At 33.7% G+C, this 22361-nt stretch carries 20 protein-coding genes and 1 riboswitch; of the genes, 16 read left to right on the top strand and 4 right to left on the bottom strand.

What is annotated here, in order from left to right:
* Positions 1 to 141 precede the first annotated feature (141 nt).
* From HALSAC_RS0106840 to HALSAC_RS0106790, 11 genes are all read left to right on the top strand, one after another.
* On the top strand, positions 142 to 966 hold the full coding sequence (locus tag HALSAC_RS0106840) for a hypothetical protein (RefSeq protein ID WP_027339644.1): 825 nt from the start codon (positions 142 to 144) through the stop codon (positions 964 to 966).
* Between the two features lie 176 nt (positions 967 to 1142).
* Positions 1143 to 1242, top strand: a riboswitch (purine riboswitch).
* A gap of 312 nt (positions 1243 to 1554) precedes the next feature.
* The gene (gene purD, locus HALSAC_RS0106835) at positions 1555 to 2829 is read left to right on the top strand and encodes a phosphoribosylamine--glycine ligase (protein WP_027339643.1); all 1275 of its coding nucleotides are present in this window, start codon (positions 1555 to 1557) and stop codon (positions 2827 to 2829) included.
* A 221-nt stretch (positions 2830 to 3050) separates the two neighbouring features.
* A complete protein-coding gene (locus HALSAC_RS0106830; RefSeq protein WP_027339642.1) occupies positions 3051 to 4211 on the top strand; it encodes a 5-(carboxyamino)imidazole ribonucleotide synthase in 1161 nt (386 codons plus the stop codon).
* A 46-nt stretch (positions 4212 to 4257) separates the two neighbouring features.
* Positions 4258 to 4779, top strand: coding sequence for a 5-(carboxyamino)imidazole ribonucleotide mutase (gene purE, locus HALSAC_RS0106825; protein ID WP_027339641.1), 522 nt, complete (start codon positions 4258 to 4260; stop codon positions 4777 to 4779).
* 458 nt (positions 4780 to 5237) lie between these two features.
* Positions 5238 to 6629 carry an adenylosuccinate lyase gene (purB, locus tag HALSAC_RS0106820; protein WP_027339640.1) on the top strand — a complete coding sequence of 464 codons (1392 nt, stop codon included), beginning with the start codon at positions 5238 to 5240 and terminating at the stop codon, positions 6627 to 6629.
* 339 nt (positions 6630 to 6968) lie between these two features.
* A complete protein-coding gene (gene purC / locus HALSAC_RS0106815; protein WP_027339639.1) occupies positions 6969 to 7676 on the top strand; it encodes a phosphoribosylaminoimidazolesuccinocarboxamide synthase in 708 nt (235 codons plus the stop codon).
* A 146-nt stretch (positions 7677 to 7822) separates the two neighbouring features.
* On the top strand, positions 7823 to 9247 hold the full coding sequence (gene purF / locus HALSAC_RS15230) for an amidophosphoribosyltransferase (protein WP_035571365.1): 1425 nt from the start codon (positions 7823 to 7825) through the stop codon (positions 9245 to 9247).
* Positions 9248 to 9338: 91 nt separating this feature from the next.
* Positions 9339 to 10367 carry a phosphoribosylformylglycinamidine cyclo-ligase gene (gene purM / locus HALSAC_RS0106805; protein ID WP_027339638.1) on the top strand — a complete coding sequence of 343 codons (1029 nt, stop codon included), beginning with the start codon at positions 9339 to 9341 and terminating at the stop codon, positions 10365 to 10367.
* Between the two features lie 14 nt (positions 10368 to 10381).
* Entirely contained in the window at positions 10382 to 10996 is a 615-nt protein-coding gene (gene purN / locus HALSAC_RS0106800) for a phosphoribosylglycinamide formyltransferase (protein WP_027339637.1), read from the top strand.
* A gap of 212 nt (positions 10997 to 11208) precedes the next feature.
* The gene (purH, locus tag HALSAC_RS0106795) at positions 11209 to 12777 is read left to right on the top strand and encodes a bifunctional phosphoribosylaminoimidazolecarboxamide formyltransferase/IMP cyclohydrolase (protein WP_027339636.1); all 1569 of its coding nucleotides are present in this window, start codon (positions 11209 to 11211) and stop codon (positions 12775 to 12777) included.
* 349 nt (positions 12778 to 13126) lie between these two features.
* A complete protein-coding gene (locus tag HALSAC_RS0106790) occupies positions 13127 to 14098 on the top strand; it encodes a virulence RhuM family protein (protein WP_169730088.1) in 972 nt (323 codons plus the stop codon).
* Between the two features lie 57 nt (positions 14099 to 14155).
* Here HALSAC_RS0106790 and HALSAC_RS0106785 read toward each other — a convergent pair whose 3' ends face one another.
* Positions 14156 to 15742 (bottom strand): ABC-F family ATP-binding cassette domain-containing protein, encoded by a 1587-nt coding sequence (locus HALSAC_RS0106785; protein WP_027339634.1) that lies wholly within the window; start codon positions 15740 to 15742, stop codon positions 14156 to 14158.
* Between the two features lie 275 nt (positions 15743 to 16017).
* Between HALSAC_RS0106785 and HALSAC_RS0106780 the strand changes: the two genes are divergently transcribed.
* Positions 16018 to 16701, top strand: coding sequence for a 4'-phosphopantetheinyl transferase family protein (locus tag HALSAC_RS0106780; protein ID WP_027339633.1), 684 nt, complete (start codon positions 16018 to 16020; stop codon positions 16699 to 16701).
* Positions 16702 to 16852: 151 nt separating this feature from the next.
* A complete protein-coding gene (locus HALSAC_RS0106775; RefSeq protein ID WP_027339632.1) occupies positions 16853 to 17047 on the top strand; it encodes a YwbE family protein in 195 nt (64 codons plus the stop codon).
* 196 nt (positions 17048 to 17243) lie between these two features.
* On the opposite strand, the gene HALSAC_RS0106770 is transcribed toward HALSAC_RS0106775, so the two are convergent.
* The gene (locus tag HALSAC_RS0106770; RefSeq protein ID WP_027339631.1) at positions 17244 to 17930 is read right to left on the bottom strand and encodes a phosphoribosylaminoimidazolesuccinocarboxamide synthase; all 687 of its coding nucleotides are present in this window, start codon (positions 17928 to 17930) and stop codon (positions 17244 to 17246) included.
* Between the two features lie 349 nt (positions 17931 to 18279).
* Here HALSAC_RS0106770 and HALSAC_RS0106765 point away from each other — a divergent pair, with 349 nt between their 5' ends.
* Positions 18280 to 19182 carry an aldo/keto reductase gene (locus HALSAC_RS0106765; RefSeq protein ID WP_027339630.1) on the top strand — a complete coding sequence of 301 codons (903 nt, stop codon included), beginning with the start codon at positions 18280 to 18282 and terminating at the stop codon, positions 19180 to 19182.
* Between the two features lie 28 nt (positions 19183 to 19210).
* Positions 19211 to 19657, top strand: a complete 447-nt coding sequence (locus HALSAC_RS0106760; RefSeq protein WP_027339629.1) for a 2-thiouracil desulfurase family protein — start codon at positions 19211 to 19213, stop codon at positions 19655 to 19657.
* Positions 19658 to 19661: 4 nt separating this feature from the next.
* Here HALSAC_RS0106760 and HALSAC_RS0106755 read toward each other — a convergent pair whose 3' ends face one another.
* Positions 19662 to 20267, bottom strand: coding sequence for a hypothetical protein (locus HALSAC_RS0106755; protein ID WP_027339628.1), 606 nt, complete (start codon positions 20265 to 20267; stop codon positions 19662 to 19664).
* Positions 20268 to 20398: 131 nt separating this feature from the next.
* Between HALSAC_RS0106755 and HALSAC_RS15225 the strand changes: the two genes are divergently transcribed.
* Positions 20399 to 21013, top strand: a complete 615-nt coding sequence (locus HALSAC_RS15225; protein ID WP_211231316.1) for a hypothetical protein — start codon at positions 20399 to 20401, stop codon at positions 21011 to 21013.
* Between the two features lie 65 nt (positions 21014 to 21078).
* On the opposite strand, the gene HALSAC_RS15220 is transcribed toward HALSAC_RS15225, so the two are convergent.
* Positions 21079 to 22341 carry a DNA cytosine methyltransferase gene (locus HALSAC_RS15220; protein ID WP_035571363.1) on the bottom strand — a complete coding sequence of 421 codons (1263 nt, stop codon included), beginning with the start codon at positions 22339 to 22341 and terminating at the stop codon, positions 21079 to 21081.
* Positions 22342 to 22361 lie beyond the last annotated feature (20 nt).

Genomic DNA, 22361 nt, shown 5'->3' with positions numbered 1-22361 from the left:
AAAATCAGAACCCTCTTTGCTAGCTGGATTTAATAAGTGCTTTTGATGTTTTGACCTTACTCACCACTTAAACTATTATGAATACTTTTCTTTGCTTAAGCTAATAATATAGTAAAGTCTAGTTAATTAGGGGCTGATGATGTGAAAATAAGAAGTAAAGTAAAAGTTATTATATTAATGCTTATAGTGATATTTATTCTAGGTGCTTGTAATGGTGAGAATGTGGAGATGGAAGAGGATGACCCTTATATATATTTAGAAGGTTTTTCTATGAGTATAGAGCGGTGTTTAGAAGGGGTAGAGCAAATTTATAATAGAAGAGAAGCCTTTTTTGATGAGGTTGAAGTAGAAGAAAAGGTTGATTTTGTAGAAGAAGATGGAGATAATGGTGAAGGTGATAATGAAGGAAATGTTTTAGAAGAGAAGGAGAAGCGGTTAGTAGAATTCGAAAAAAATATATGGGAAGAAGTCCAAGAGTGCTTAGAGGATATTCACTATAATTGGAATAAGTATGAAAGTCATGAAGAGGTGGATAAGGAAAAGGTCGACGCTATTGAAGATCGCTTAAATAATTTAAGTGAGGTCTTTGAGGATAAAGAAATTCTGTCAATAATGATCAGGCTGAATGAATTAAATTTAAAAGTAACCGAGCTATATCATAAGTACGATGAAGAAGTACAAGGGGATTTAAAGAAAATTACTCTTTATACTAGAAGAATCATTTATCTAAGTGTCCAAGGAGAAAAAGTGGAAGAGATAGATGAAGATTTAAATGAGATTAAGGATCTATTATCTAAATTAGAGGGTGAATTTGAAGGAGAAGAAGAGGATAGGTTTGATGAATTGCGCAATGCTATTTATGATTTAGAGAGTGCTATTGAGGATAGTAGTGAGGAATCAATTAAGATTAAAGGTGAGTTGATAATGGATTTAGTAGAAGAGATAGGATCAGCTTCAAACTCTTAGTGTAATTTTGCTAAGAGTTTTTGTTATTAAAGCAATATAAATATTTTCTTAATAAAATATTTATAGAACAAGGGGTAAATTGGATATATAATTTTATCCTGAATTTTATTCGTATAATAGGTTTGAATGTTCGTTATTTTTGTTGACTATAGGTAATTAATTTGTTATTATAGTACTATAATAATCGAATATGACCTCATATAAATGTGGGAATTGGCCCATAAGTTTCTACCAGATAGCCGTAACTGTCTGACTATGAGGGAAGTGTATCTAGGGTTCCGCAATCATCAATTGAGAGTTGAAAATTGATAGTTGATAGTCTAGTAAAGGTTTTAATCCTTTTAACTATCAACTATCAATTATAAATTATCAACTGGTATGTTTGGCTGGTCCAAGCGATACAGATAATAGATATTACACCGAAGGGATAAAAGCCCAGGCGGGGAGGTTCTGCTCTTAGTAAAGTAGGATTTCTCTGCCTGGGTATTTTTTATTTGCAGATAGGTGTTTAATTTCTAATTTAGTATATAATAAAGATAATTAAATTTACATAATGAAAATTAAATTATTAAAGAAGGGTGTGGTTTAATGAGAGTGTTGGTAATTGGTAGTGGAGGACGTGAACACGGATTAGTTTGGAAATTAAAACAGAGTGATAAGGTAGAAGAGATTTTTGTGGCTTCTGGAAATGCTGGAACAGCAGATTTAGCAGAGAATATAGAAATAAGTGATAGTGATATTGAAGGTTTAATTTCTTTTGCTAAAGGTAGAGAGGTAGATTTAACGGTTGTTGGCCCAGAGGCACCTCTTGTAGATGGGGTAGTTGATACTTTTGAGAAAGAAGGGCTAAGAATCTTCGGGCCAACAAAGGATGGAGCCAAGTTAGAGGGTAGTAAAGTATTCTCTAAAGACTTAATGAAAAAGTATGGTATTCCTACAGCAAAGTATGAAAGCTTTAGTGATGCTAAGAAGGCTATAGATTATATAAAAAAAGAGGGTGCTCCAATTGTTGTTAAGGCTGAAGGATTAGCAGCAGGTAAAGGAGTAATCGTAGCTCAAGATGTAGAAGAAGCTATCCAAGCAGTAGAAGAGATAATGGTTGATGAAAGGTTTGGCCAAGCGGGTAATCAAATTGTTGTAGAAGAGTTTTTAAAAGGTGAAGAGGCTACAGTTTTGGCCTTTACTGATGGTAAGACTATAGTACCGATGATTCCATCTCAAGATCACAAGGCAGCCTATGATGGTGATAAAGGGCCAAATACTGGGGGGATGGGAGCTTATGCACCAGCACCAGTAGTAGATGATAAGATGATGGAGAGAATCAAGAAGGAAGTTTTAGAGCCTACTATTAAGGCGCTAAAGGAAGAAGGAGTCAAATTTAAGGGCATCCTTTATAGCGGATTAATGATTGATGGTGATGAGATAAAAGTTTTAGAGTATAATGTGAGATTTGGAGACCCTGAAACTCAGGTTGTCCTTCCATTATTGGAAACTGATCTAGTAGAGATATTTGAAGCAGTAATTGATGAAAGGTTAGCAAAAGTGAATATTCAATGGTCTAAGAAGACAGCTTTATGTGTAGTTATGGCTTCTGGAGGCTATCCTATAAATTATGAGAAGGGCAAAGAAATTAGTGGAGTTGCAGAAGCTAGTAAGGAAGAAGATATTGTTGTTTTCCAAGCCGGAACTGCTTTAAAAGGAGATAAGCTAGTAACAGCAGGAGGAAGAGTTTTGGCAGTGACAGCCTTAGGTGATGGATATCAGGATGCAATCGATAAAGCCTATGAAAATGTAGAGAAGATAGATTTTGAAGGAGCTCATTACCGTAATGACATAGGCGGGAAAGCCGTTAATAGGAATTGATAGATGATAGTTGATAATTGATAGTTAAGGTCAAAAAACTAATACTAACTTAGAGATTAAGATCAAAGTCAAATTGGTAGATGGTGATTAGATCTGATAAAAGAATAAATTAAAAAGTTTTAATCAGATTTTGATTTTTGTTAAAGTTTTTGAACTTTGGGCTTCTAACTATCAATTATCAATTCTCAATTTTCAACTAGCTAATAAAAGGAGGGATAGCTTTGGAAAAAGCTGAGTTGTTAAAACAGCGGATTGGGATAATTGGTGGGGGTCAACTGGGGAAGATGATGATCCTAGAGGCTAAGAAAATGGGCTTTTATGTTATTATCTTAGATCCAACTCCCCATTGTCCTGCTAGTAGTATAGCTGATGAACATATAATTGCTCCCTTTGACGATGAAGAGGGGATAAGGGAGTTGGCAAGAAGATCAGATTTGTTAACTTATGAGTTTGAACATATTGGGGTTTCAATATTAAAAGATCTTAAAGAGGAAGGCTATCAGATTTATCCAAGTCCAGAGTCTTTAGAGATTATACAGAATAAATATGATCAGAAGAAAGTTTTAAAGAAAAATCAAATTCCGGTGCCGGAGTTTATTCAAATTTCCAATTTAGATGATATTAGAGCAGGGGCAGAAAAGTTTTCCTATCCTTTAATGTTAAAGAGTTGTACAGGTGGATATGATGGTAAGGGAAATTATTTGATTAAGGATGAAGAGGAGATAGAGAAGGCTTATAAGCAGTTAGGTGAAGGTAAAGTACCTTTAATGGCTGAAGCCTTTGTTCCTTTTAAAAAGGAGATATCTGTTATTGTTGTTAGAGGTCTTGATGGTGAGATAGAGGTCTATCCAGTGGGAGAGAATTTACATAAAGATAATATCTTAATAGAGACTAAGGTACCTGCTCAGATATCAGCTCAGGTTGAGAAGAGAGCTATGGAGTTGGCCCATAGGGTGATAGATATCTTTGCTGGGGTAGGAATCTTCTGTATAGAGATGTTTGTTAGTGATAATGATAGAGTCCTAGTTAATGAGATAGCACCTCGCCCTCATAATTCTGGACATTATAGCATTGAAGGATCTATAACATCACAGTTTGAGAATCATATTAGAGCCATTACTTCTTTGCCTTTAGGTTCTACTAGTTTAGTTAAACCAACGGTAATGAGAAATTTACTTGGAGAAGCTGGGGCTACAGGAGAAGCTAAGGTAGAGGGGATAATAGAAACTTTATCCTTGAAGAATACTAAGGTACATATTTATGGCAAGAAGGTGAGCAAAGCTCAAAGAAAGATGGGTCATTTAACAACTGTTGCTAATAATATTGAAGGTGCAGCTAAAGAGGCTTTGAAAGCAAGTGAGTTAATAAGAATTAAGAGTTAATAATTAAGAAATAAGAATTAAAAATTATAAAATAGGGGTGTTTTTAATGGCGATAGAGGTTGGAATTATTATGGGAAGTGATTCGGACTTGCCGGTGATGCAAGAAGCAGCTAAGATATTGGATGAATTTGAAGTAGAATATGAACTAACTGTAGTTTCAGCACATAGGACTCCTGATCGTTTGTATGACTATGCTAAAGAGGCTGAAGAAAGAGGCTTAGAGGTTATTATTGCAGGGGCTGGTGGGGCAGCTCATCTACCAGGTATGGTAGCGTCTATTACATCTTTACCTATAATTGGAGTGCCAATTAAGACCTCTAAGTTAAGTGGAGTTGACTCTTTATACTCAATAGTACAGATGCCAGGAGGAGTTCCAGTAGCTACAGTAGCAATCAATGGTGCCAAAAATGCTGGATTACTGGCTATACAGATTCTAGGTACAAAGGATAAGAAGCTAAGAGAGAAGTATAAGGAGTATAAAGAAGATTTAAGAGAGATGGTTGAAGGTGTAGCTGCTAATGTAGAGAAGCAGGGGTACGCTGATTACTTGAAAGATTATCAGAAATAATAATATATATAGTTCTAAATTGATAGTAATTGATTTTAAAAAGATTAAAGATAAAAGGCATATACGCTGATTAGATCTGATAAGAGCGGATTAAGGTCTGATATAAAAATAAAATAAAAAGATTAAAAAGGTTTAAATCAGATTTAATCAGATTTTATCTATGTTAATCTGCGTCAAGTCTTTGGGTTTTTGAGGTTTAAGAGATAAAGATTAAAGGCATTTACGCTGACTAAGTTCGGACAAGAGTCGACAAGGTCAGGACAAGAGATTTAGGAATCTGGAACACGGAATCAGCAATCAGTAAGATTATAGGTCAAAGTCAAGAACTTTGTGGTTTTGAACTCCTACGAGTCTTAAAGGTCAAGACTCTCCGTGAAACCCATAAAAACCATATCCACTGGTTCTTGACTCCATACTCCAGACTCCTGTCTTAAATCATATTAATAGGAGGAGATTTGATGATAAGTCGTAATATCTTTGATAATATAAGTCCGTTAGATCACCGTTATTCGTTGAGAGAAGAAGAGTTTAATCAGTATTCTAAGTACCTTTCAGAAGGGGCCAAAGTCAAATACCAAGCACAAGTAGAGTTGGCCCTAGTTAAAGCTTTAGCTAAGGGCGGGATCTGTTCTCAAGCTGTAGTTGAAGAGGTAGAAGAAGCAGTTTCAGCTTTGACTCCTGAAGAGGTTTATCAAGAGGAGAGTAAGACAAGACATAATATCAGAGCTTTGGTTAATTGTATTCAAAAGCGAGTTAGTAAAGAGGCTAAGCCTTATATCCACTTTACAACTACCTCCTTTGATATAGTGGATACAGCAAATGCTTTAAGGTATAAAGTAGCAACTGAAGAATTAATCCTTCCTAAATTAAAGAAGTTAGAAGAGATTTTAATGGAGATAGCACTTAGGGAGAAGGATACCGTACAGGTTGGTAGAACACATGGGCAGCATGCTGTACCGATAACCTTTGGATTTGCTGTAGCAGAGTATGTTAGCCGCCTAGGAAATAAGATTAAAGATGTTAAAGAAAGTGGGACAGACCTTCGAGGTAAGATAGCAGGTGCAGTGGGAGCTTATAATGCAAGTCATCTATTCTTTGAAGATCCAGAAGCCTTCGAGGCTGATGTCTTGGCAGAGTTAGATTTAAAAGCTAGTACCCATTCAACTCAGATCGTTGAGCCTGAATATTTAACTGATTTTGTTCACAATTTAATCTCTTGTTTTGGAATAATAGCAAGCTTTAGTGATGATATGCGCCACTTACAGCGTTCAGAGATTGGAGAGGTTGGAGAGTACTTTGCTAAGGATCAAGTTGGTTCTTCGACTATGCCTCATAAGAGAAATCCAATTAATTATGAGAATGTTAAGAGTATGTGGAAGGCTTTTATGCCTAGAATGATTACCTTGTATCAAGATCAATTATCTGAACACCAAAGAGATTTGACAAATTCAGCTTCTAGTAGATTTATTCCTGAATTAATAGTAGGTTTACTATCTTCAGTAAATCGTTTGATTAGAGTCTGTCAGAAGTTAGTAGTAGACTATGATAATATGGAGAAGAATTTTGATACCAATAAAGAGATGATAGTAGCAGAGCCTTTATATATTCTTCTAGCATCCTATGGACATCCAGATGCCCATGAAGCAGTAAGAATACTTACCTTAGAAGCAGAGAAGAGTGATAAGAACTTAAGGGATTTAATAAAAGAAAGTAAAGATTTGAAACCTTACTGGGAAAAGTTTGATCCAAGACAAAGAGAGATATTGGTCAACCCAGATAAATATATCGGAATCGCATCTAAGAAGACAGAGAAGGTTGTAGAGTACTGGAAGAGTGAACTTGGTATATAGTAGTGCAAGGAATTAGAAAGTTATAAAAAGAGTGATTATATTAGGATAAAGCGTAGCCTTTATGATTAAGGTCAAGAACTAGTTGAAACCACGAATAGATACGAATGAGCACTAATAAAAATCAAATTCTAAAATATTTTTAATATAATTATTTATATTTTTCAATAAAAAAGTACTTGAAAACAATTAATTTTTAGTTTTTTAATTAGTGTATATTCGTGTTCATTCGTGGTGAAAAAAGCTCTTAATCTCTTGATTTTATGTCAATTTTACTAGTAAAATAATTTGGTTATTTTTATATAATGTAGATTTCAGAAATAAGCTAATGGGGGATTTTAAATGCAGAAGCAGGAGTTGCTTTATGAGGGTAAGGCGAAGAGAATTTATTCTACTGATGATGAAGATAAGGTGATTGTTGAGTATAAGGATGATGCAACGGCTTTTAATGGTGAGAAGAAGAGCCAAATATCTGGTAAGGGTGTTTTGAATAATAAAATATCAAATATATTCTTTAAGCTCTTAGAAGATAAAGGGATTAAGACCCACTTGATAGAAGTTTTAAATGATAGAGAGGTATTAACTAAGAACTTAGATATTATCCTAGTAGAGGTGGTAATGAGAAATATTGCTGCTGGAAGCTTGGCTAAGCGTTTAGGCTTAGAGGAAGGGACTAAACTGTCTAAACCAGTTTTAGAGTTTTATTATAAGGTAGATGACTTAGGAGACCCAATGATTAATGAGTATCATATATATTCTCAAGAGTTAGCAACAAAAGAAGAATTAGACCAAATTAAAGAGATCACCTTTAAGATTAATGATATATTAGTAGATTACTTAAAGGATAAAGGGATAGATTTAATTGACTTTAAGTTAGAGTTTGGTAGAGGTAGTGATGGTAAGATTTATTTAGGAGATGAGATATCTCCTGATAACTGTCGCTTTTGGGATAGTCAAAGTAAAAAGAAGCTTGATAAGGACAGATTCCGTAGAGGTATGGGAGGTGTAGTGGAAGCCTATGAGGAGATACTAAGAAGATTGACTAACTAAGTTGATAGTTGATAATTGAAAATTGATAGTTAAAAGATTAAAGACTAAAAGCGTTTTAATCTTTTCAATTTAATTACCAAGTTACTCTTAATTATCAATTAGTAATAGAGAATATTTCTAAAATATAAAGGTAAGGGGATGAAGGGATGAAGAAGGATACTTCCTTAGAAGTTATAAATGAAGTTGATAAGATGGAAGAAGAGTGTGGAGTCTTTGGGATTTATAGCAATAACTCTAAGTATGATGCATCAAATTTGACCTATTTAGGTCTTCATGCTTTACAGCATCGAGGTCAAGAGAGTGCTGGTATTTGTACTAATCATAAAGGTGGATTTAATTTATATAAAGGTATGGGGTTAGTAACTAATGTCTTTGATGAAGATAAGTTAAAGGATTTAAAAGGAAATATGGCAATTGGTCATGTTCGTTATTCTACAACTGGATCAACATTACTTTCTAATGCTCAGCCGTTATTGACTAACTCCATTAAAGGTGATCTAGCTTTGGCCCATAATGGTAATCTTGTTAACAGTAAGGAGATGAGGTTGAATTTAGAGCGTCAAGGCTCAATCTTTCATTCTACTTTAGATACTGAAGTAATTGCTCATTTAGTTGCTCGTTCTTTTAAGGATAATATAATTGAGGCCTTTACTCATAGCTTGCAGCAGATAAAAGGAGCCTTTAGTATAGTTGCTTTAACTGAAAAGGCAATGGTAGCAGCTAGGGATCCTTATGGTTTTAGACCTTTATCTTTAGGCAAGTTGGGTAATAGCTATATAGTTGCTTCAGAGACTTGTGCTTTTGACATAATCGGTGCAGAACTTATTAGGGATATCGAACCAGGTGAGATGATAATTATAGATGAGAATGGGGTTAAAAGTTTATACTATAGTGAGAGAAAACCTTATAATTTCTGTATCTTTGAGTTTGTTTATTTTGCTCGTCCAGATAGCATTATTGGTGGTCAAAATGTGCATTTGGCCCGTAAGGAGATGGGAAGGCAGTTGGCCCGGGAGATGGAGGTTGAAGCTGATTTGGTAGTTCCTGTACCAAGTTCAGGAATTGCAGCTGCTTTAGGTTTTGCTGAAGAGTCGGGAATCTCTTATGAGAAAGGAATCTTAAGAAATAGGTATGTGGGTAGAACCTTTATTCAACCTACTCAAAAGATTAGAGATTTGAAGGTTAAGATCAAGTTAAATCCTATTAAGGATATTATAAAGGGTAAAAGGGTAATCCTAGTTGATGATTCTATAGTTAGAGGAACTACTAGTAAGCAGATTATTAGAACTGTAAGAGAAGCTGGGGCCAAAGAGGTTCATATGGCTATCTCATCACCTCCAGTAACCGATCCTTGTTTTTATGGTTTAGATACATCTAGAAGACAAGAGTTGATTGCTGTACAGAAGAGTTTAGAGGGGGTATGTGAACATATAGGTGCAGATTCTTTAACCTATTTAAGTCAAGAAGGATTATTAGACTCTATTAAGGCAAATGGTTATGGATTCTGTACAGCCTGCTTTAATGGTAATTATCCAATTGAAACAGGGACTAGTAAGTTTGATTTTGAATAAATAGCTACTAGTTACTAGCTAATAGCCATTGGAAAAACATTAAAGAAAACTTGACAATTAATTAGATAATTATAAAAGGATGGTGAATGAGATGGGATTATCTTATAAAGATGCAGGTGTTGATATTAAGGCAGGAGAAGAGACTGTTGATAAGATAAGTAAGGATGTTAAATCTACCTTTGGCCCAGAGGTTTTAACAGGGTTAGGAGGCTTTGGTGGATTATTTGCTCCTGACTTAAAGGGGTATAAGGAGCCAGTTTTAGTATCGGGAACTGATGGTGTTGGTACTAAGCTTAAGATTGCCTTTATGATGGATAAGCACGACAGTGTAGGTATTGATCTGGTAGCTATGTGTGTTAATGATATTTTGGCCCAGGGGGCCAAGCCTTTGTTCTTCTTAGATTATTTAGCAACTGGAAAGTTAGATCCTAATAAGGCGGCTGATATAGTTAAAGGTATTACCTTAGGGTGTAAGCAAGCAGATTCAGCTTTAATCGGGGGAGAGACGGCTGAGATGCCTGATTTCTATGATGCAGGTGAGTATGACTTGGCAGGTTTTGTAGTAGGGATTGTCGATAAGGATAAGGTTATTACTGGCCAAGATATTAAGCCAGGTGATAAGGTTATTGGATTAGCTTCAAGTGGAATTCATAGTAATGGTTATTCGTTGGCCCGTAAGATCTTCTTTGAGGTAGGAGGATATAAATTAGAGGATAAGGTGGAAGGATTAGCCTCTAACTTGGGAGAAGAGTTAATTAAACCAACTAAGGTATATGTTAAACCTGTATTAAAGGTTTTAGAAGAGTATGATGTTAAAGGGATTGCCCATATTACTGGTGGAGGAATTATTGAGAATATCCCTCGTGTTCTGCCAGAAGGAACTAAGGTAGTTGTGGACAAGAGTAGCTGGGAGGTTCCTGATGTCTTTAAAGTGATGCAAAATATTGGTGAAGTTGAGGAGAAAGAGATGCACCGCACCTTCAATATGGGGATTGGTATGACCTTGGTAGTCAAAGCTGAGGATGTGGATGGAGTAATGGAATCTCTAAAAAAATCTGGGGAAGAGGCTTACCTAATCGGAGATGTTCAAGAGGGAGATAAGTTAGTCCAATTTAAGTAAAAGGGTGTGAGAGAATGTTAAAGATAGGAGTACTCGCTTCAGGAAGAGGAAGTAACCTACAATCTATTATCGATAGTATAGAGAGTGGAGAGTTAGAAGCTAAGGTTGAGCTAGTAATAAGTGATAAGGAAGGGGCCAAAGCCTTAGAGCGGGCCAATAACCAAGGTATCGCTAGTAAATATATAAATCCTAAGATTTATGATAGCAAAGAAAAGTTTGAGCAAGCAATGATCGATGCTTTAGAGGAATATGAGGTAGACCTTATTGTAATGGCTGGCTTTATGAGAATATTAACCCCTTACTTTGTCAGACACTATAAGAATAGAGTTATGAATATACATCCTTCTTTATTACCTTCTTTTCCAGGCCTTCATGCCCAAAAGCAAGCCTTAGATTACGGGGTTAAGGTAGCAGGTTGTACAGTTCACTTTGCTGATGAAGGGATGGATACAGGGCCAATAATTATCCAAGCTGCTGTTCCAGTCCAAGAAGGGGATACAGAGGAGACCTTAGCTAAGCGGATATTAAAAGAAGAGCATAGAATCTATCCACAAGCGGTTAAACTCTATGCTCAAGATAGGTTAGAAGTTAAAGACGGGAAAGTGATTGTAAAAGCAGTTAAGAGTTAAGAATTAAGAATTAAGAATTAAGAATTATAAAAATTTAAGGTCAAGAGTAGTTGAGAGTTGAGAATTGAGAATTGACAGTTAAAGTCAAGAGATAAGGGGTAATGAGTAGTGGGTAGTCTGTGCGAATTCAAAGACTACAGACTACAGACAATTCGAGCTGAAGGCTGATAGCTGACAGCTGACGACTAATATAAAAAGGAGTGTGATTGATAATGAACAGGATTCGTCAAGCTTTGTTGAGTGTTTCTAATAAAGAGGGTATTGTTGATTTTGCTAAAGGTTTACATAAGTTAGGAGTAACTCTTATCTCAACAGGAGGAACTGCTAGAAAGTTAAAGGAAGCAGGATTGCCTGTAGTTGGAATTAGTGAGGTGACTGATTTTCCAGAGATGATGGATGGGAGGGTTAAGACCTTACACCCAGCAGTACATGGAGGTATCCTTGCAGTAAGAGAGAATGAGGATCACATGAATCAGATTAAAGAGGCAGGTATTAAGCCAATTGCTTTGGTAGTTTGTAACCTGTATCCTTTTGCCGAAACTATAGCTAAAGAAGGCGTTACTTTAGAAGAAGCAATTGAGAATATTGATATCGGCGGGCCAACGATGATCCGTTCAGCTGCTAAGAACTTCAATGATGTAGGAGTGGTAGTTGACCCAAGTGACTATAGCTCAATCTTAGAAGAGCTAGAAGCTAATGATGTTTCTTTATCGGTTAAAAAGAAGATGGAGCTATCTTATAAGGCCTTCCACCATACTGCTCAGTATGATCACTTAATCCAAGATTATTTAGCTAAGCAGTTAAAGGATGATGAGGGATTACCAGAGGTTATGCTAGATAGGTATGAGAAGATCTCTGATTTAAGATATGGAGAGAACCCACACCAAAAAGCGGCATTCTACAAAGAAAAAGATTTAGATGAGCCATCAATTACAACTGCTAAACAACACCATGGTAAAGAGCTATCCTTTAACAATATCAATGATACCAATGGTGCTTTGGAGTTGGTTAAGGAGTTCACTGACAAGCCTGCAGTAGCAGTAATTAAGCATGCTAACCCTTGTGGAATGGCAACTGCTGATAATCTATTAGAAGCATATACTAATGCTCACGCTGGAGACCCATTATCGGCCTTTGGTAGTATTGTTGCTCTTAATAGAGAGGTAACAGAAGATGTTGCTAAAGGGATTGCAGGGGAAGATAAGTTTGTTGAGGTTGTAATTGCTCCTTCTTATACAGAGGATGCTTTAGAGGTACTTAAAGCTAGATGGAAGAATGTCAGAATCTTAGAGACGGGAGATTTATTTATCAATAGAGAGAAGCCAGGTTACGATATGAAGAAGGTAACTGGTGGAATCTTAGTTCAAGATAGAGATGTAGTCCAAACTACTGAAGATGAATTGGAAGTAGTAACTGAGGTTAAACCAACAGAAGCTCAAATAAAGGACTTATTATTTAGCTGGAAGGTAGTTAAACATGTTAAGTCCAATGCTATTGTAATGGCCAAGGACCAGATGGTAGTTGGTGTTGGTGCAGGACAGATGAGTAGAGTCGATTCTATGATCATTGCTGGAATGAAAGCTGATGGCCGCCAAGAGGGTGGAGTAGTAGCATCAGATGCTTTCTTCCCTTTCCCAGATGCTATTGAAGAAGCAGCTAAGAAGGGAATCAAAGCTATCATCCAACCAGGTGGTTCTATCAGAGACGGGCAGGTTATTGAAGCTGCTAACAAGCATGGAATTGCTATGGTCTTTACAGGAAGAAGACATTTTAAACATTAAGAATATAATAACTAAAAAAGCAGGGGCCAAAGCCCCTGCTTTTTTAGTTTGAAAAACAATAATTTTTATCTTTATACATACTTACACAACCAACTAATTAATCAAGAAAAGGGAATAAGGTTTTTTATGTTATAGTACATGAAGACTTTTCTGAATTTATTATAGAACAAGTATTATTTCTTTCCGTTTAATTGAAGGGATTGCTTATATTATTGTTGTTCGTAGAGGAGAAATAAATTTGAGTGAAGAAAGAAATTATAAAGGTATTGAGCCTGTTATAGATAAAATATATAATAGGAATGAAATTAAAATATTTGAAGAGGTGTTGAGTGTGAAAAGTAATACAGATATGTTAATATATCAAACCGAAGATGGGAAAACCAAGATAGATGTAAAATTAGAAAATCAAACAGTATGGATGACACAGAAAGCAATAGCAGAGTTGTATCAAACAACTCCTCAAAATATTACCTTGCATATAAAGAATATATATAGTGGTGGAGAATTAGAAAAAGAAACAACTTGTAAGGATTACTTACAAGTTCAAAATGAAGGCGGGAGAGAAGTCAAGAGAAATATACTGCACTATAATCTTGAAATGATAATTGCAATAGGCTATAGGGTTCGTTCTCATAGAGGTACACAATTTAGACGATGGGCAACCGAGAGGCTTAATGAGTATTTAATTAAAGGCTTTACAATGGATGATGAGCGGTTGAAGGAAATGAGAAATTTTGGTGAAGATTATTTTGATGAATTACTAGAACGTATTAGGGATATAAGGGCATCTGAGAAGAGATTTTATAAAAAGATTACTGATATATATGCTTTATCAGTAGATTATGACCCTAAATCAGATATTTCAAGAAAATTTTTCGCTACGTTGCAGAATAAATTACATTTTGCTATAAATGGCCATACTGCTGCTGAGTTAATAGCAAAAAGGGCTGATGCTGAAAAAGATAATATGGGGCTTACAACTTGGAAAGGTAGCAAAATTAGAAAAAGTGATGCAAAAGTTGCTAAAAACTATTTAACTGAAGAAGAGTTGAAGGCTTTAAATAGAATAGTGACTATGTATCTCGATTATGCTGAGGACCAAGCGGAGAGAAATAACCCAATGTATATGAAAGATTGGATAGAAAAGTTAAATGCTTTTTTAGAATTTAATGGAAGAGATATACTAACCAACGCTGGAAGAATATCGAATAAAGTTGCAAATGAACTTGCAAATCAAGAATATGAAAAATATAATCAAAACAGGTTGAATGATAAAGCAGAAGATGATTTTGATAAATTTTTAAAAGAGAATGAATTTTAGCAAACCTCCTCTCCATCCTTCTTATTTAAGGAGAAGGATGGAAAGGAGGTTTAAGGGTTAATTATCAAGCTCAAGATACTCATCAAAGGTCATCAACTTATCGACCAAACCATCACCTTTAACCTCTATAACCCTATTGGCTATAGTTTGGATAAATTGATGGTCATGGGATGTAAATAGGATATTTCCCTTAAAGTCGATGAGCCCATTATTTAAGGCTGTAATCGATTCAAGGTCTAGATGGTTGGTAGGCTGATCAAGTAGTAAGACGTTGGCCCCAGAAAGCATCATCTTAGAAAGCATACAACGAACCTTCTCTCCTCCAGAGAGAACATTTACTGGCTTTAAAGCTTCCTCACCGCTAAATAACATTCTACCTAAGAAACTTCTCAAGAAATTCTCTGTCTTATCATCCGAAAACTGCCCTAACCAATTTACCAAGCTTAAATTACAGTCATTAAAGTACTCAGAATTATCCTTAGGAAAATATGATTGTGAGGTGGTAATACCCCATTTAACACTCCCACTATCCGGTTCTATCTCTCCTGCTAATATCTTAAACAGGGTAGTAATAGCAATCTCATCATCACCTAAAAAGACTATCTTATCATCCTTATTCACCCTAAAGCTAATATTATCAAGAACCTTCTCACCGTCAATGGTCTTAGAAAGACCTTCAACATAAAGTACCTCGTTTCCGATCTCTCTATCAGCTTTAAAGCCTACAAAAGGGTACTTTCTTGAAGAGGCAGGCATATCTTCTATAGATATCTTATCTAATAGCTTCTTACGAGATGTTGCCTGTTTAGACTTTGATTTATTTGCCGAGAAACGTGCTATGAAATTTTCTAACTCTTTAATTTGTGCTTCTTTCTTCTGATTTTCTTTTTTAGTTAATTGCTGAATTAATTGACTTGATTCATACCAAAAATCATAATTTCCTACATATAACTTAATCTTCTTAAAGTCGATATCAACAATATGTGTGCAGACAGTATTTAAAAAATGTCTATCATGGGAGACGACAATAACTATATTAGGAAAATTAAACAGAAAGTTTTCAAGCCAATTAACTGATGCAATATCTAAGTTATTAGTCGGCTCATCTAATAATAGTATATCTGGTTCACCAAATAAAGCTTGAGCAAGTAATACTTTTACCTTATCTCCACCATCTAAGTCTTTCATCTGCAAATTGTGTAGATCCGTTCCAATACCAAGACCTTTAAGCATCTGAGCGGCTTCTGGCTGGGCATTCCATCCATTTAATTCTGCAAATTCTCCTTCTAGCTCAGAAGCTCTTATTCCATCTTGATCACTAAAAGTATCTTTTGCATATATTTCATCCTTCTCTTTCATAACCTCATATAACCTTTGATTTCCCATTATAACAGTCTCTAATACCTCACATTCATCATATTGATAATGATCCTGTTTCAAGACTGAAATCCTCTTTTTAGGAGGAATAATGACTTCTCCTTTAGTAGTATCAATTTCTCCAGATAATACCTTTAAAAAAGTAGATTTACCTGCACCGTTGGCCCCAATAATTCCATAACAATTACCTGGGGTAAACTTGAGATTAACATCACTAAATAACCTGCTTGAACCAAACTGAACACCAACATTACTAACTGTAATCATAATTTATCTCCTTTTAAGTTGAATTTTTATTATTTGATTATTCCATTATAGCATAAATTAGTAGATAATCCTATCTTATAAACTCTATAATATTTATTTATTTTGATATAATAATAGGTATTAGATATACTTAAATGTGATAGGGAGGAAAAAGTAATAAAATACCGAATTAATATTATAGATAAATTTTATATAAAGAGGCTTCAGAAATTTTCAAAGTTTTAAATAGTATTATTTTTGCTACAAACAAAGTAGAGGATTAGGTGGTTTAATTTATGAAGGGATTATTTGCTGTAAAGCTAGAAAATGATTTGAATCATTTAGAATTTAGTAAGGTGTTATCGTTAGTATCTTTAGATAAAAAGAATAAAGCTATAAAATTTTTAAAAAAAGAAGATGCTTATCGTACTGTAATAGGAGAAGTTTTAATAAGGGATATAATATCTAATGAATTAAAAATTAAAAATGAAGATATATTTTTCAAAAGAAATGATTATGGAAAACCATTTTTAAAAAACAATCCTAATTTTCATTTTAATATATCTCATTCAGGTAGCTGGATAGTATGTGCAATAAGTAATAAGCAAATTGGGATAGATATAGAAAAAATAGAAAATATTGATTTAAATATAGCCAAAGAATTTTTTTCTAAAGAAGAGTATAGAAATTTAATTTTAAAAGATAAAAAAGATAGGCTAGGGTATTTTTATAAGCTATGGACTTCAAAGGAAAGTTATATAAAAGCTGTTGGAAAGGGATTATCTATTCCTCTTAATTCGTTTACTGTAAAAGATAATAATAAGATATGGTTAAATGATAAATTTAAATTTAGTGAATTTGTTTTAAAAACTTATAATATAGGTGATTATTATAAGTTGACAGTATGTAATGCTAATAATTTATTTCCTAAAAGAATAATAAAAAAGGATTGGAGAGACCTTTTAATTTATTTTAGTTAAAAATAATTAATGATATCAAGCGAGTTTAGAAATGAAGAAAATAAAATTTTAAATTACTAAGTTAACTTTAGCCTTAAATTCTACAATATTTAATTGTCTTGATATAATAATAGGTATTAGATATACTTAAATGTAATAGGGAGGTAATCAAATGAATGGAAAGAATCGTAAGGATATCAAGCCAGGTTTAAAGGTTTCAGTTGTAAAGAAGCAAGACCAACGTTCGGGGAAGCTAACAGAAGGTATAGTTAAAGATATTTTGACTAACTCTTCTACCCATCCTCATGGGATTAAGGTTCGTCTTGAAGATGGTATAGTTGGTAGGGTAAAAGAAATACATAATTAAAAAAGTAAGTGGCTCCAATCATAACAATATGATTGGAGCCACTTACTTTTTTAGATAAATATGTTATAGTATGACAAGATTTATTTTCATTTAATGAATAACCTTGGTTTCAAAAATAATAAACTACCTTTAAATTATTATAGTTCAAGTGATCTCTTTTGTTTATGTTTAATTATGTGATGATCTTTCATCGATATTACTCCTCTAACATCAGTTTTTCTAAAAGTAGGGGTTCGATATACTCACCATCTTTATAAGCTCTCATATTTCCTCCAGATATTTCATCTATTAAGATGATCTCTCCAGAGTCTTTTCTTCTACCAAATTCAAATTTGATATCATATAGCTCAATATCCTTTTTACTAAGTTCATCTTTTACTACACTTGCTATCTTCTTAGTCAGGTCCTTTATTTTCTTGTACTCATCACTAGTTAATATACCTAGCATCTCTAAAGCATCCTCTGTTATTGGTGGATCTTTGCGATCATCATCTTTAAGAGTGATTTCTACAAAGGCGTCTAAAGCTTGGCCCTCTTTGGCATACATACCATAGCGTCTATAGAAGCTTCCTACTGCTCTATATCGGCAGATTACTTCAAGTCCTTTTCCAAATACCGTTGCAGGCATTACAGTCATTGTCGATTCTTCAATATTAGAATCAATATAGTGGGTAGGAACACCTTCATTTTTTAGTCTTTCAAAGAATAATCTTGTCAATCTTAATCCAGCTCTACCTGCTCCTTCAATTGTTAGTCCAACACTGTTGGCCCCAGGGTCGAAGACACCATCTTCACCAGTCACATCATCTTTAAACTTTAATAAATAGTTCCCATCCTCTAAAGAATAGACATCTTTAGTTTTTCCTGTGTAAAGTAATTCCATTAACATCACTCCCTAAGTTTAATATTATTATAATAAATCATTTTAGATTTTTTATCAAGAATTAGTTGACATTACTATTAAATAGTTAGCTATTAAAGAAAATAATCCTTTGAAAATATTATAAAAGAGTTGATACAGTTATAAAATAAACTTTTACAGCCCTCTATCAAAAATATCAGACTTCAGTATTATTTCTAAAAGGTGAAATTTTTTTCATCAATCAATTATTTTCCTTGTAATAGTAGGGATAATAGAGGTGAGTAGAGAAGTAGAAGATAGTAAGCAGTAATGAGTAAGTTCAAAATCTCATTTATTAATTTATCCATAAAAATAGGAGGTTATAGATATGATTGAGAAAGTAAAGGTAGGAGAAAATTTAGAATTATCAAGGGTAGTTCATGGACTAATGAGGCTATCAAGCTGGGAGATGACTTCCCAAGAAATATTGGAATTAATTGAAGGGTGTATAGAATTGGGAGTAACGAGCTTTGATCATGCAGATATTTATGGTGCATATACCTGTGAAGAGTTATTTGGTAAAGCCTTGGCTTTAAAGCCTAGTTTAAGAGAAAGGATTCAGTTAGTAACAAAGTGCGGGATAAAATTAATTTCATCTAATAGACCAGAGCATAAGGTTAAGCATTATGACACTAGTAAGAAACACATAATAGAGTCAGTAGAGAGATCACTTAAGAACTTAGAGACAGATTATATAGATCTATTATTGATTCATAGGCCAGATCCTTTTATGAACCCTGATGAAGTAAGTGACGCCTTTAATCAATTAAAGAAAGAAGGGAAAGTTTTAAACTATGGTGTCTCTAACTTTAAGCCATCTCAATTTGATATGTTAAGCTCTAGATTGGATACTCCTTTAGTAACTAATCAGATAGAGGTATCTCCTCTTAATTTTGAAAACTTTGATAATGGTAGTATAGAGAAGTGCAAACAGAAAGGAATACCACCAATGGTCTGGTCGCCATTAGCAGGAGGGAGTATCTTTAATTCTAATGAAGATAAGGTCTCTAGGGTAAGAAGGACTTTTGAAGAGATAAGAGAGGAAGTAGGGGCTCCATCTATAGACTACATTATCTATGCCTGGATCCTAAATCATCCAGCCAATATGATTCCAATTGTAGGTAGTGGTAAGCTAGAAAGGATAAAGGTTGCTGTTGAAGCAGTAAAGATTAAGCTCACAAGACAGCAGTGGTTTAGAGTCTGGGAGAGTTCTATGGGGAGAGAAGTAGATTAATATAGCTATTAACAAGGAGTGAAATTAAATGTACATAGTAAGTGCTTGTTTGGCAGGGGTTAGGTGTAGGTATAATGGAGAGGGAAGTAATAATGGGATAGTAACTAAATTGGTAGAAGAGGGGAGAGCAATTTCTGTATGCCCAGAAGTTTTAGGTGGATTAGAGATACCTAGAATGCCTTGTGAAATTGTTAATCAAGAAGGAGAAGAGAAGGTATTAACCAAAGAAGGTGATGACTTTACTGACAAGTTTATCCTTGGAGCCCAAAAAACACTAGAGATAGCTAAGGTGGTTGGTGCTAAGGTAGCAATCTTAAAGGCAAGAAGTCCTTCCTGTGGTTATGGTCAAGTTTATAATGGGAACTTTAGTGGAAAGTTGGTAGAAGGCAATGGGTTTACCGCACAGTTATTAGTTGATAATGGATTAAAGATATACACCGAAGAAGAGTTAGAAGGGTTAAGTTTAAAAGTTTAACTACTTAACTATCTTTACATTTTTCTTTAAAATTTAATACTGTAAGATCATAAATATCAATTAAGGCAGGGATCTGCCTTTGTTTATTTCTCTGGTTAGGTCTATAATTAGGAGCAAAAGGAATTTTTCCTTGTTTATATTTTTTATTTAACTTTACTTCAAATCTTGTCCAGCAATCAGAAAATTTTAGTACAACAAAAACAGGTATATTATAATGTTTTATCAATTTTTTCGCTGATTTTATTTTAGCATAAGGGAATTTGATTTCTTTATATGCATTTAATGTATTTGATCTTTCTTTTATTTCAAAAAAATAAATTGGCTTACCATATTCATCTAAAGCTACTCTATCAATATCATGAGCTTTAGGCATATTTTTTGCAATTGCTCCTCTCATATTTTCAATATAAATATTACTTAACATTTCTTCTCTAAGTTCTCCTTTATTTACAGTATGTTGCTGGCTTTTTTCATAATTTTTTTTTGTTGGTATACAATATATTTCTTTGTTACAATTTTTACAAACTCCTAGTATTCTTTTAGTTCCTTTTCTTGTATAATTAGGTGAAGGAATACTATAGTCTATTACTCCACAACAAGGACAAATCATAAATAACAACCTCCTAAATCATACTTTTAATTCAATTTTACAACAAATAATATGTCTTTTCAATAGTTTGAAGGTAAAACCTATTTTTTGTTGTAGTTATATAATTAAGAAATATTTAAATAGGTTAGGAGTTGATACTAATTAGTAAAACTAAAAAAGAATTATTCTTAGAATTAGCACAACCAGATGAAAATGGAGTTTCACGCTGGGTTGATGTTTCTGAATTTATAGGTGTATATGAGCCATTAACATTAGGGAATGGTGGTAGTTGGTGTAGAAGAAGTACTTCTTTGGCTAAGACATATATAATAAAAAAAGATAAGAGTATTACATCAGGTAATAGTATCGATAGATTAAAGTTGGATGGTCTTAGAGAAGATGGTTCAGGTAGTCAATATATTAACCGTCAAATTCAAAGAGAAATAAGAAAAAGAAGATGTGCAATATTAGGAATATCAGAAGTAGAGGTCGATCACAAAAATGGTAGAAAGAATGATCCTAGAGTTATGAATTCATCAACGCAAAGGATTAATGATTTTCAGCCATTAAGTAAAGCTGCTAATGATGCCAAAAGACAATATTGTAAGGAGTGTAAAAGAAGTGGAAAGAGGTTTGATGCCAAAGAGCTAGGGTATCCTATATCTTATATTAAAGGTGGAGTAAGACATGATGGTTCTCCAACTGGATGTGAAGGTTGTTTTTGGTATGATCCGATAGAGTTTAGATATTATTTGGCTAAATTATAAAAATTACATATAAATGTGTGATTAAAAAGTAAAAGCTGGCTTAAATTTAAGCCAGCTTTTACTTTTTATGATTTTAATGATTTCTCTATAGCAATAGCAATAGCTTTAGCTAAAAGAGGTGGAACAGCATTACCAAGCTGTTTCAATTGCCATTTTTTTGCACCTTTGAATATGAAATCATCAGGGAATGATTGTAATCTAGCCATCTCTCTTGCTGTGATTACACGTGGTAATTTAGGATGTATATTTACTCCTCCATGATTTTCTTTTACAGTACAAGAAGGTTCAAGCCAAGGACTTTTCTTCCAGGCATCTGAATAGTTTCCATATAAACTATTACCCTCTTCAACAGCAGCAAGCCTTTCTTTCATATCTTTTGAATGTCTAGTGGGAACATGGTTAAATTCCTTATCTTTAGGATGGTCTATTAAATCTTCAATAGCATCTTTTATTGTTCTATGATTTTCTTTTTCTATTAAAGGATTAGGATGATAATTAGTTTTATTCAATCTATTTCCTATAAAGATTACTCTTCTTCTAACTTGTGGAACATAATAATCAGCAGAATTTAATACTGTAACATTAATTTTATAACCAATCTTTTCAAAATCATTTATAATTTTTTCTTCTACTTTTCCATCAAGCATTGAACGTAAACCTACTACATTTTCCATCATTATAAATTTAGGTTTTAATCTAGAAACAACTTCAAGCATTTCTTTATATAGATTATTTCTTGAATCTGTAATTATTCTATATCCACTTAAGCTAAATCCCTTACAAGGAAATCCACCACATATAACATCAATTTCTTTATTTTTTACTAAATCATAAAGTTTTTGTTTAGACTCTTCTTCTCTTATATCGCCTTCGATAACTGGATGATCAAAATAAGTTCTATATGTATCAGCTGCTTTATCCATAATTTCAACACCAGCTAACCCTTTAAAACCAGCTTGTTTAAACCCTAGGGAAAGACCACCGGCGCCAGAGAATAGATCTATATAATTAAATCCGTTATCTAACTCGTTTCTCTCCCATTCATCAGAGATATCTACCCAATTTACTTCATCGATATCATTTTGTTTTTTTTCATCATTAGATATATTTGATTTAGAATTTATGTTATTATTAATCCAATTATTAATTTCTTTTTTTTCCATTTCATTAAAGTCTTTATCAACCCAATTTTTAAAATCTTCTTCTTTTATTCTCCATTGGTTTCCTATCTTTTTCGCTTTAAGGAAATCCGCAGATATTTGTCTTCGTACTGTTTTTTGACTTACTTTGCAAATTTCTGCTATTTCTTTTATAGTATAAAATTTCACATAAATCACTCCTGTATTTT

It is taken from the genome of Halonatronum saccharophilum DSM 13868, from assembly GCF_000517025.1.
In the GTDB taxonomy this organism is placed as follows: domain Bacteria; phylum Bacillota; class Halanaerobiia; order Halobacteroidales; family Halobacteroidaceae; genus Halonatronum; species Halonatronum saccharophilum.
Note: the sequence above shows the minus strand (reverse complement) of the source record. Positions and strands in the feature narration are given on the sequence as shown.

Coding starts and splice junctions, on each gene's coding strand:
- purD (WP_027339643.1), top strand. CDS start 1,555: ATGAGAGTGTTGGTAATTGGTAGTGGAGGACGTGAACACGGATTAGTT.
- purE (WP_027339641.1), top strand. CDS start 4,258: ATGGCGATAGAGGTTGGAATTATTATGGGAAGTGATTCGGACTTGCCG.
- purB (WP_027339640.1), top strand. CDS start 5,238: ATGATAAGTCGTAATATCTTTGATAATATAAGTCCGTTAGATCACCGT.
- purC (WP_027339639.1), top strand. CDS start 6,969: ATGCAGAAGCAGGAGTTGCTTTATGAGGGTAAGGCGAAGAGAATTTAT.
- purF (WP_035571365.1), top strand. CDS start 7,823: ATGAAGAAGGATACTTCCTTAGAAGTTATAAATGAAGTTGATAAGATG.
- purM (WP_027339638.1), top strand. CDS start 9,339: ATGGGATTATCTTATAAAGATGCAGGTGTTGATATTAAGGCAGGAGAA.
- purN (WP_027339637.1), top strand. CDS start 10,382: ATGTTAAAGATAGGAGTACTCGCTTCAGGAAGAGGAAGTAACCTACAA.
- purH (WP_027339636.1), top strand. CDS start 11,209: ATGAACAGGATTCGTCAAGCTTTGTTGAGTGTTTCTAATAAAGAGGGT.
- HALSAC_RS0106790 (WP_169730088.1), top strand. CDS start 13,127: ATGTTAATATATCAAACCGAAGATGGGAAAACCAAGATAGATGTAAAA.
- HALSAC_RS0106785 (WP_027339634.1), bottom strand. CDS start 15,742: ATGATTACAGTTAGTAATGTTGGTGTTCAGTTTGGTTCAAGCAGGTTA.
- HALSAC_RS0106780 (WP_027339633.1), top strand. CDS start 16,018: ATGAAGGGATTATTTGCTGTAAAGCTAGAAAATGATTTGAATCATTTA.
- HALSAC_RS0106775 (WP_027339632.1), top strand. CDS start 16,853: ATGAATGGAAAGAATCGTAAGGATATCAAGCCAGGTTTAAAGGTTTCA.
- HALSAC_RS0106770 (WP_027339631.1), bottom strand. CDS start 17,930: ATGGAATTACTTTACACAGGAAAAACTAAAGATGTCTATTCTTTAGAG.
- HALSAC_RS0106760 (WP_027339629.1), top strand. CDS start 19,211: ATGTACATAGTAAGTGCTTGTTTGGCAGGGGTTAGGTGTAGGTATAAT.
- HALSAC_RS0106755 (WP_027339628.1), bottom strand. CDS start 20,267: ATGATTTGTCCTTGTTGTGGAGTAATAGACTATAGTATTCCTTCACCT.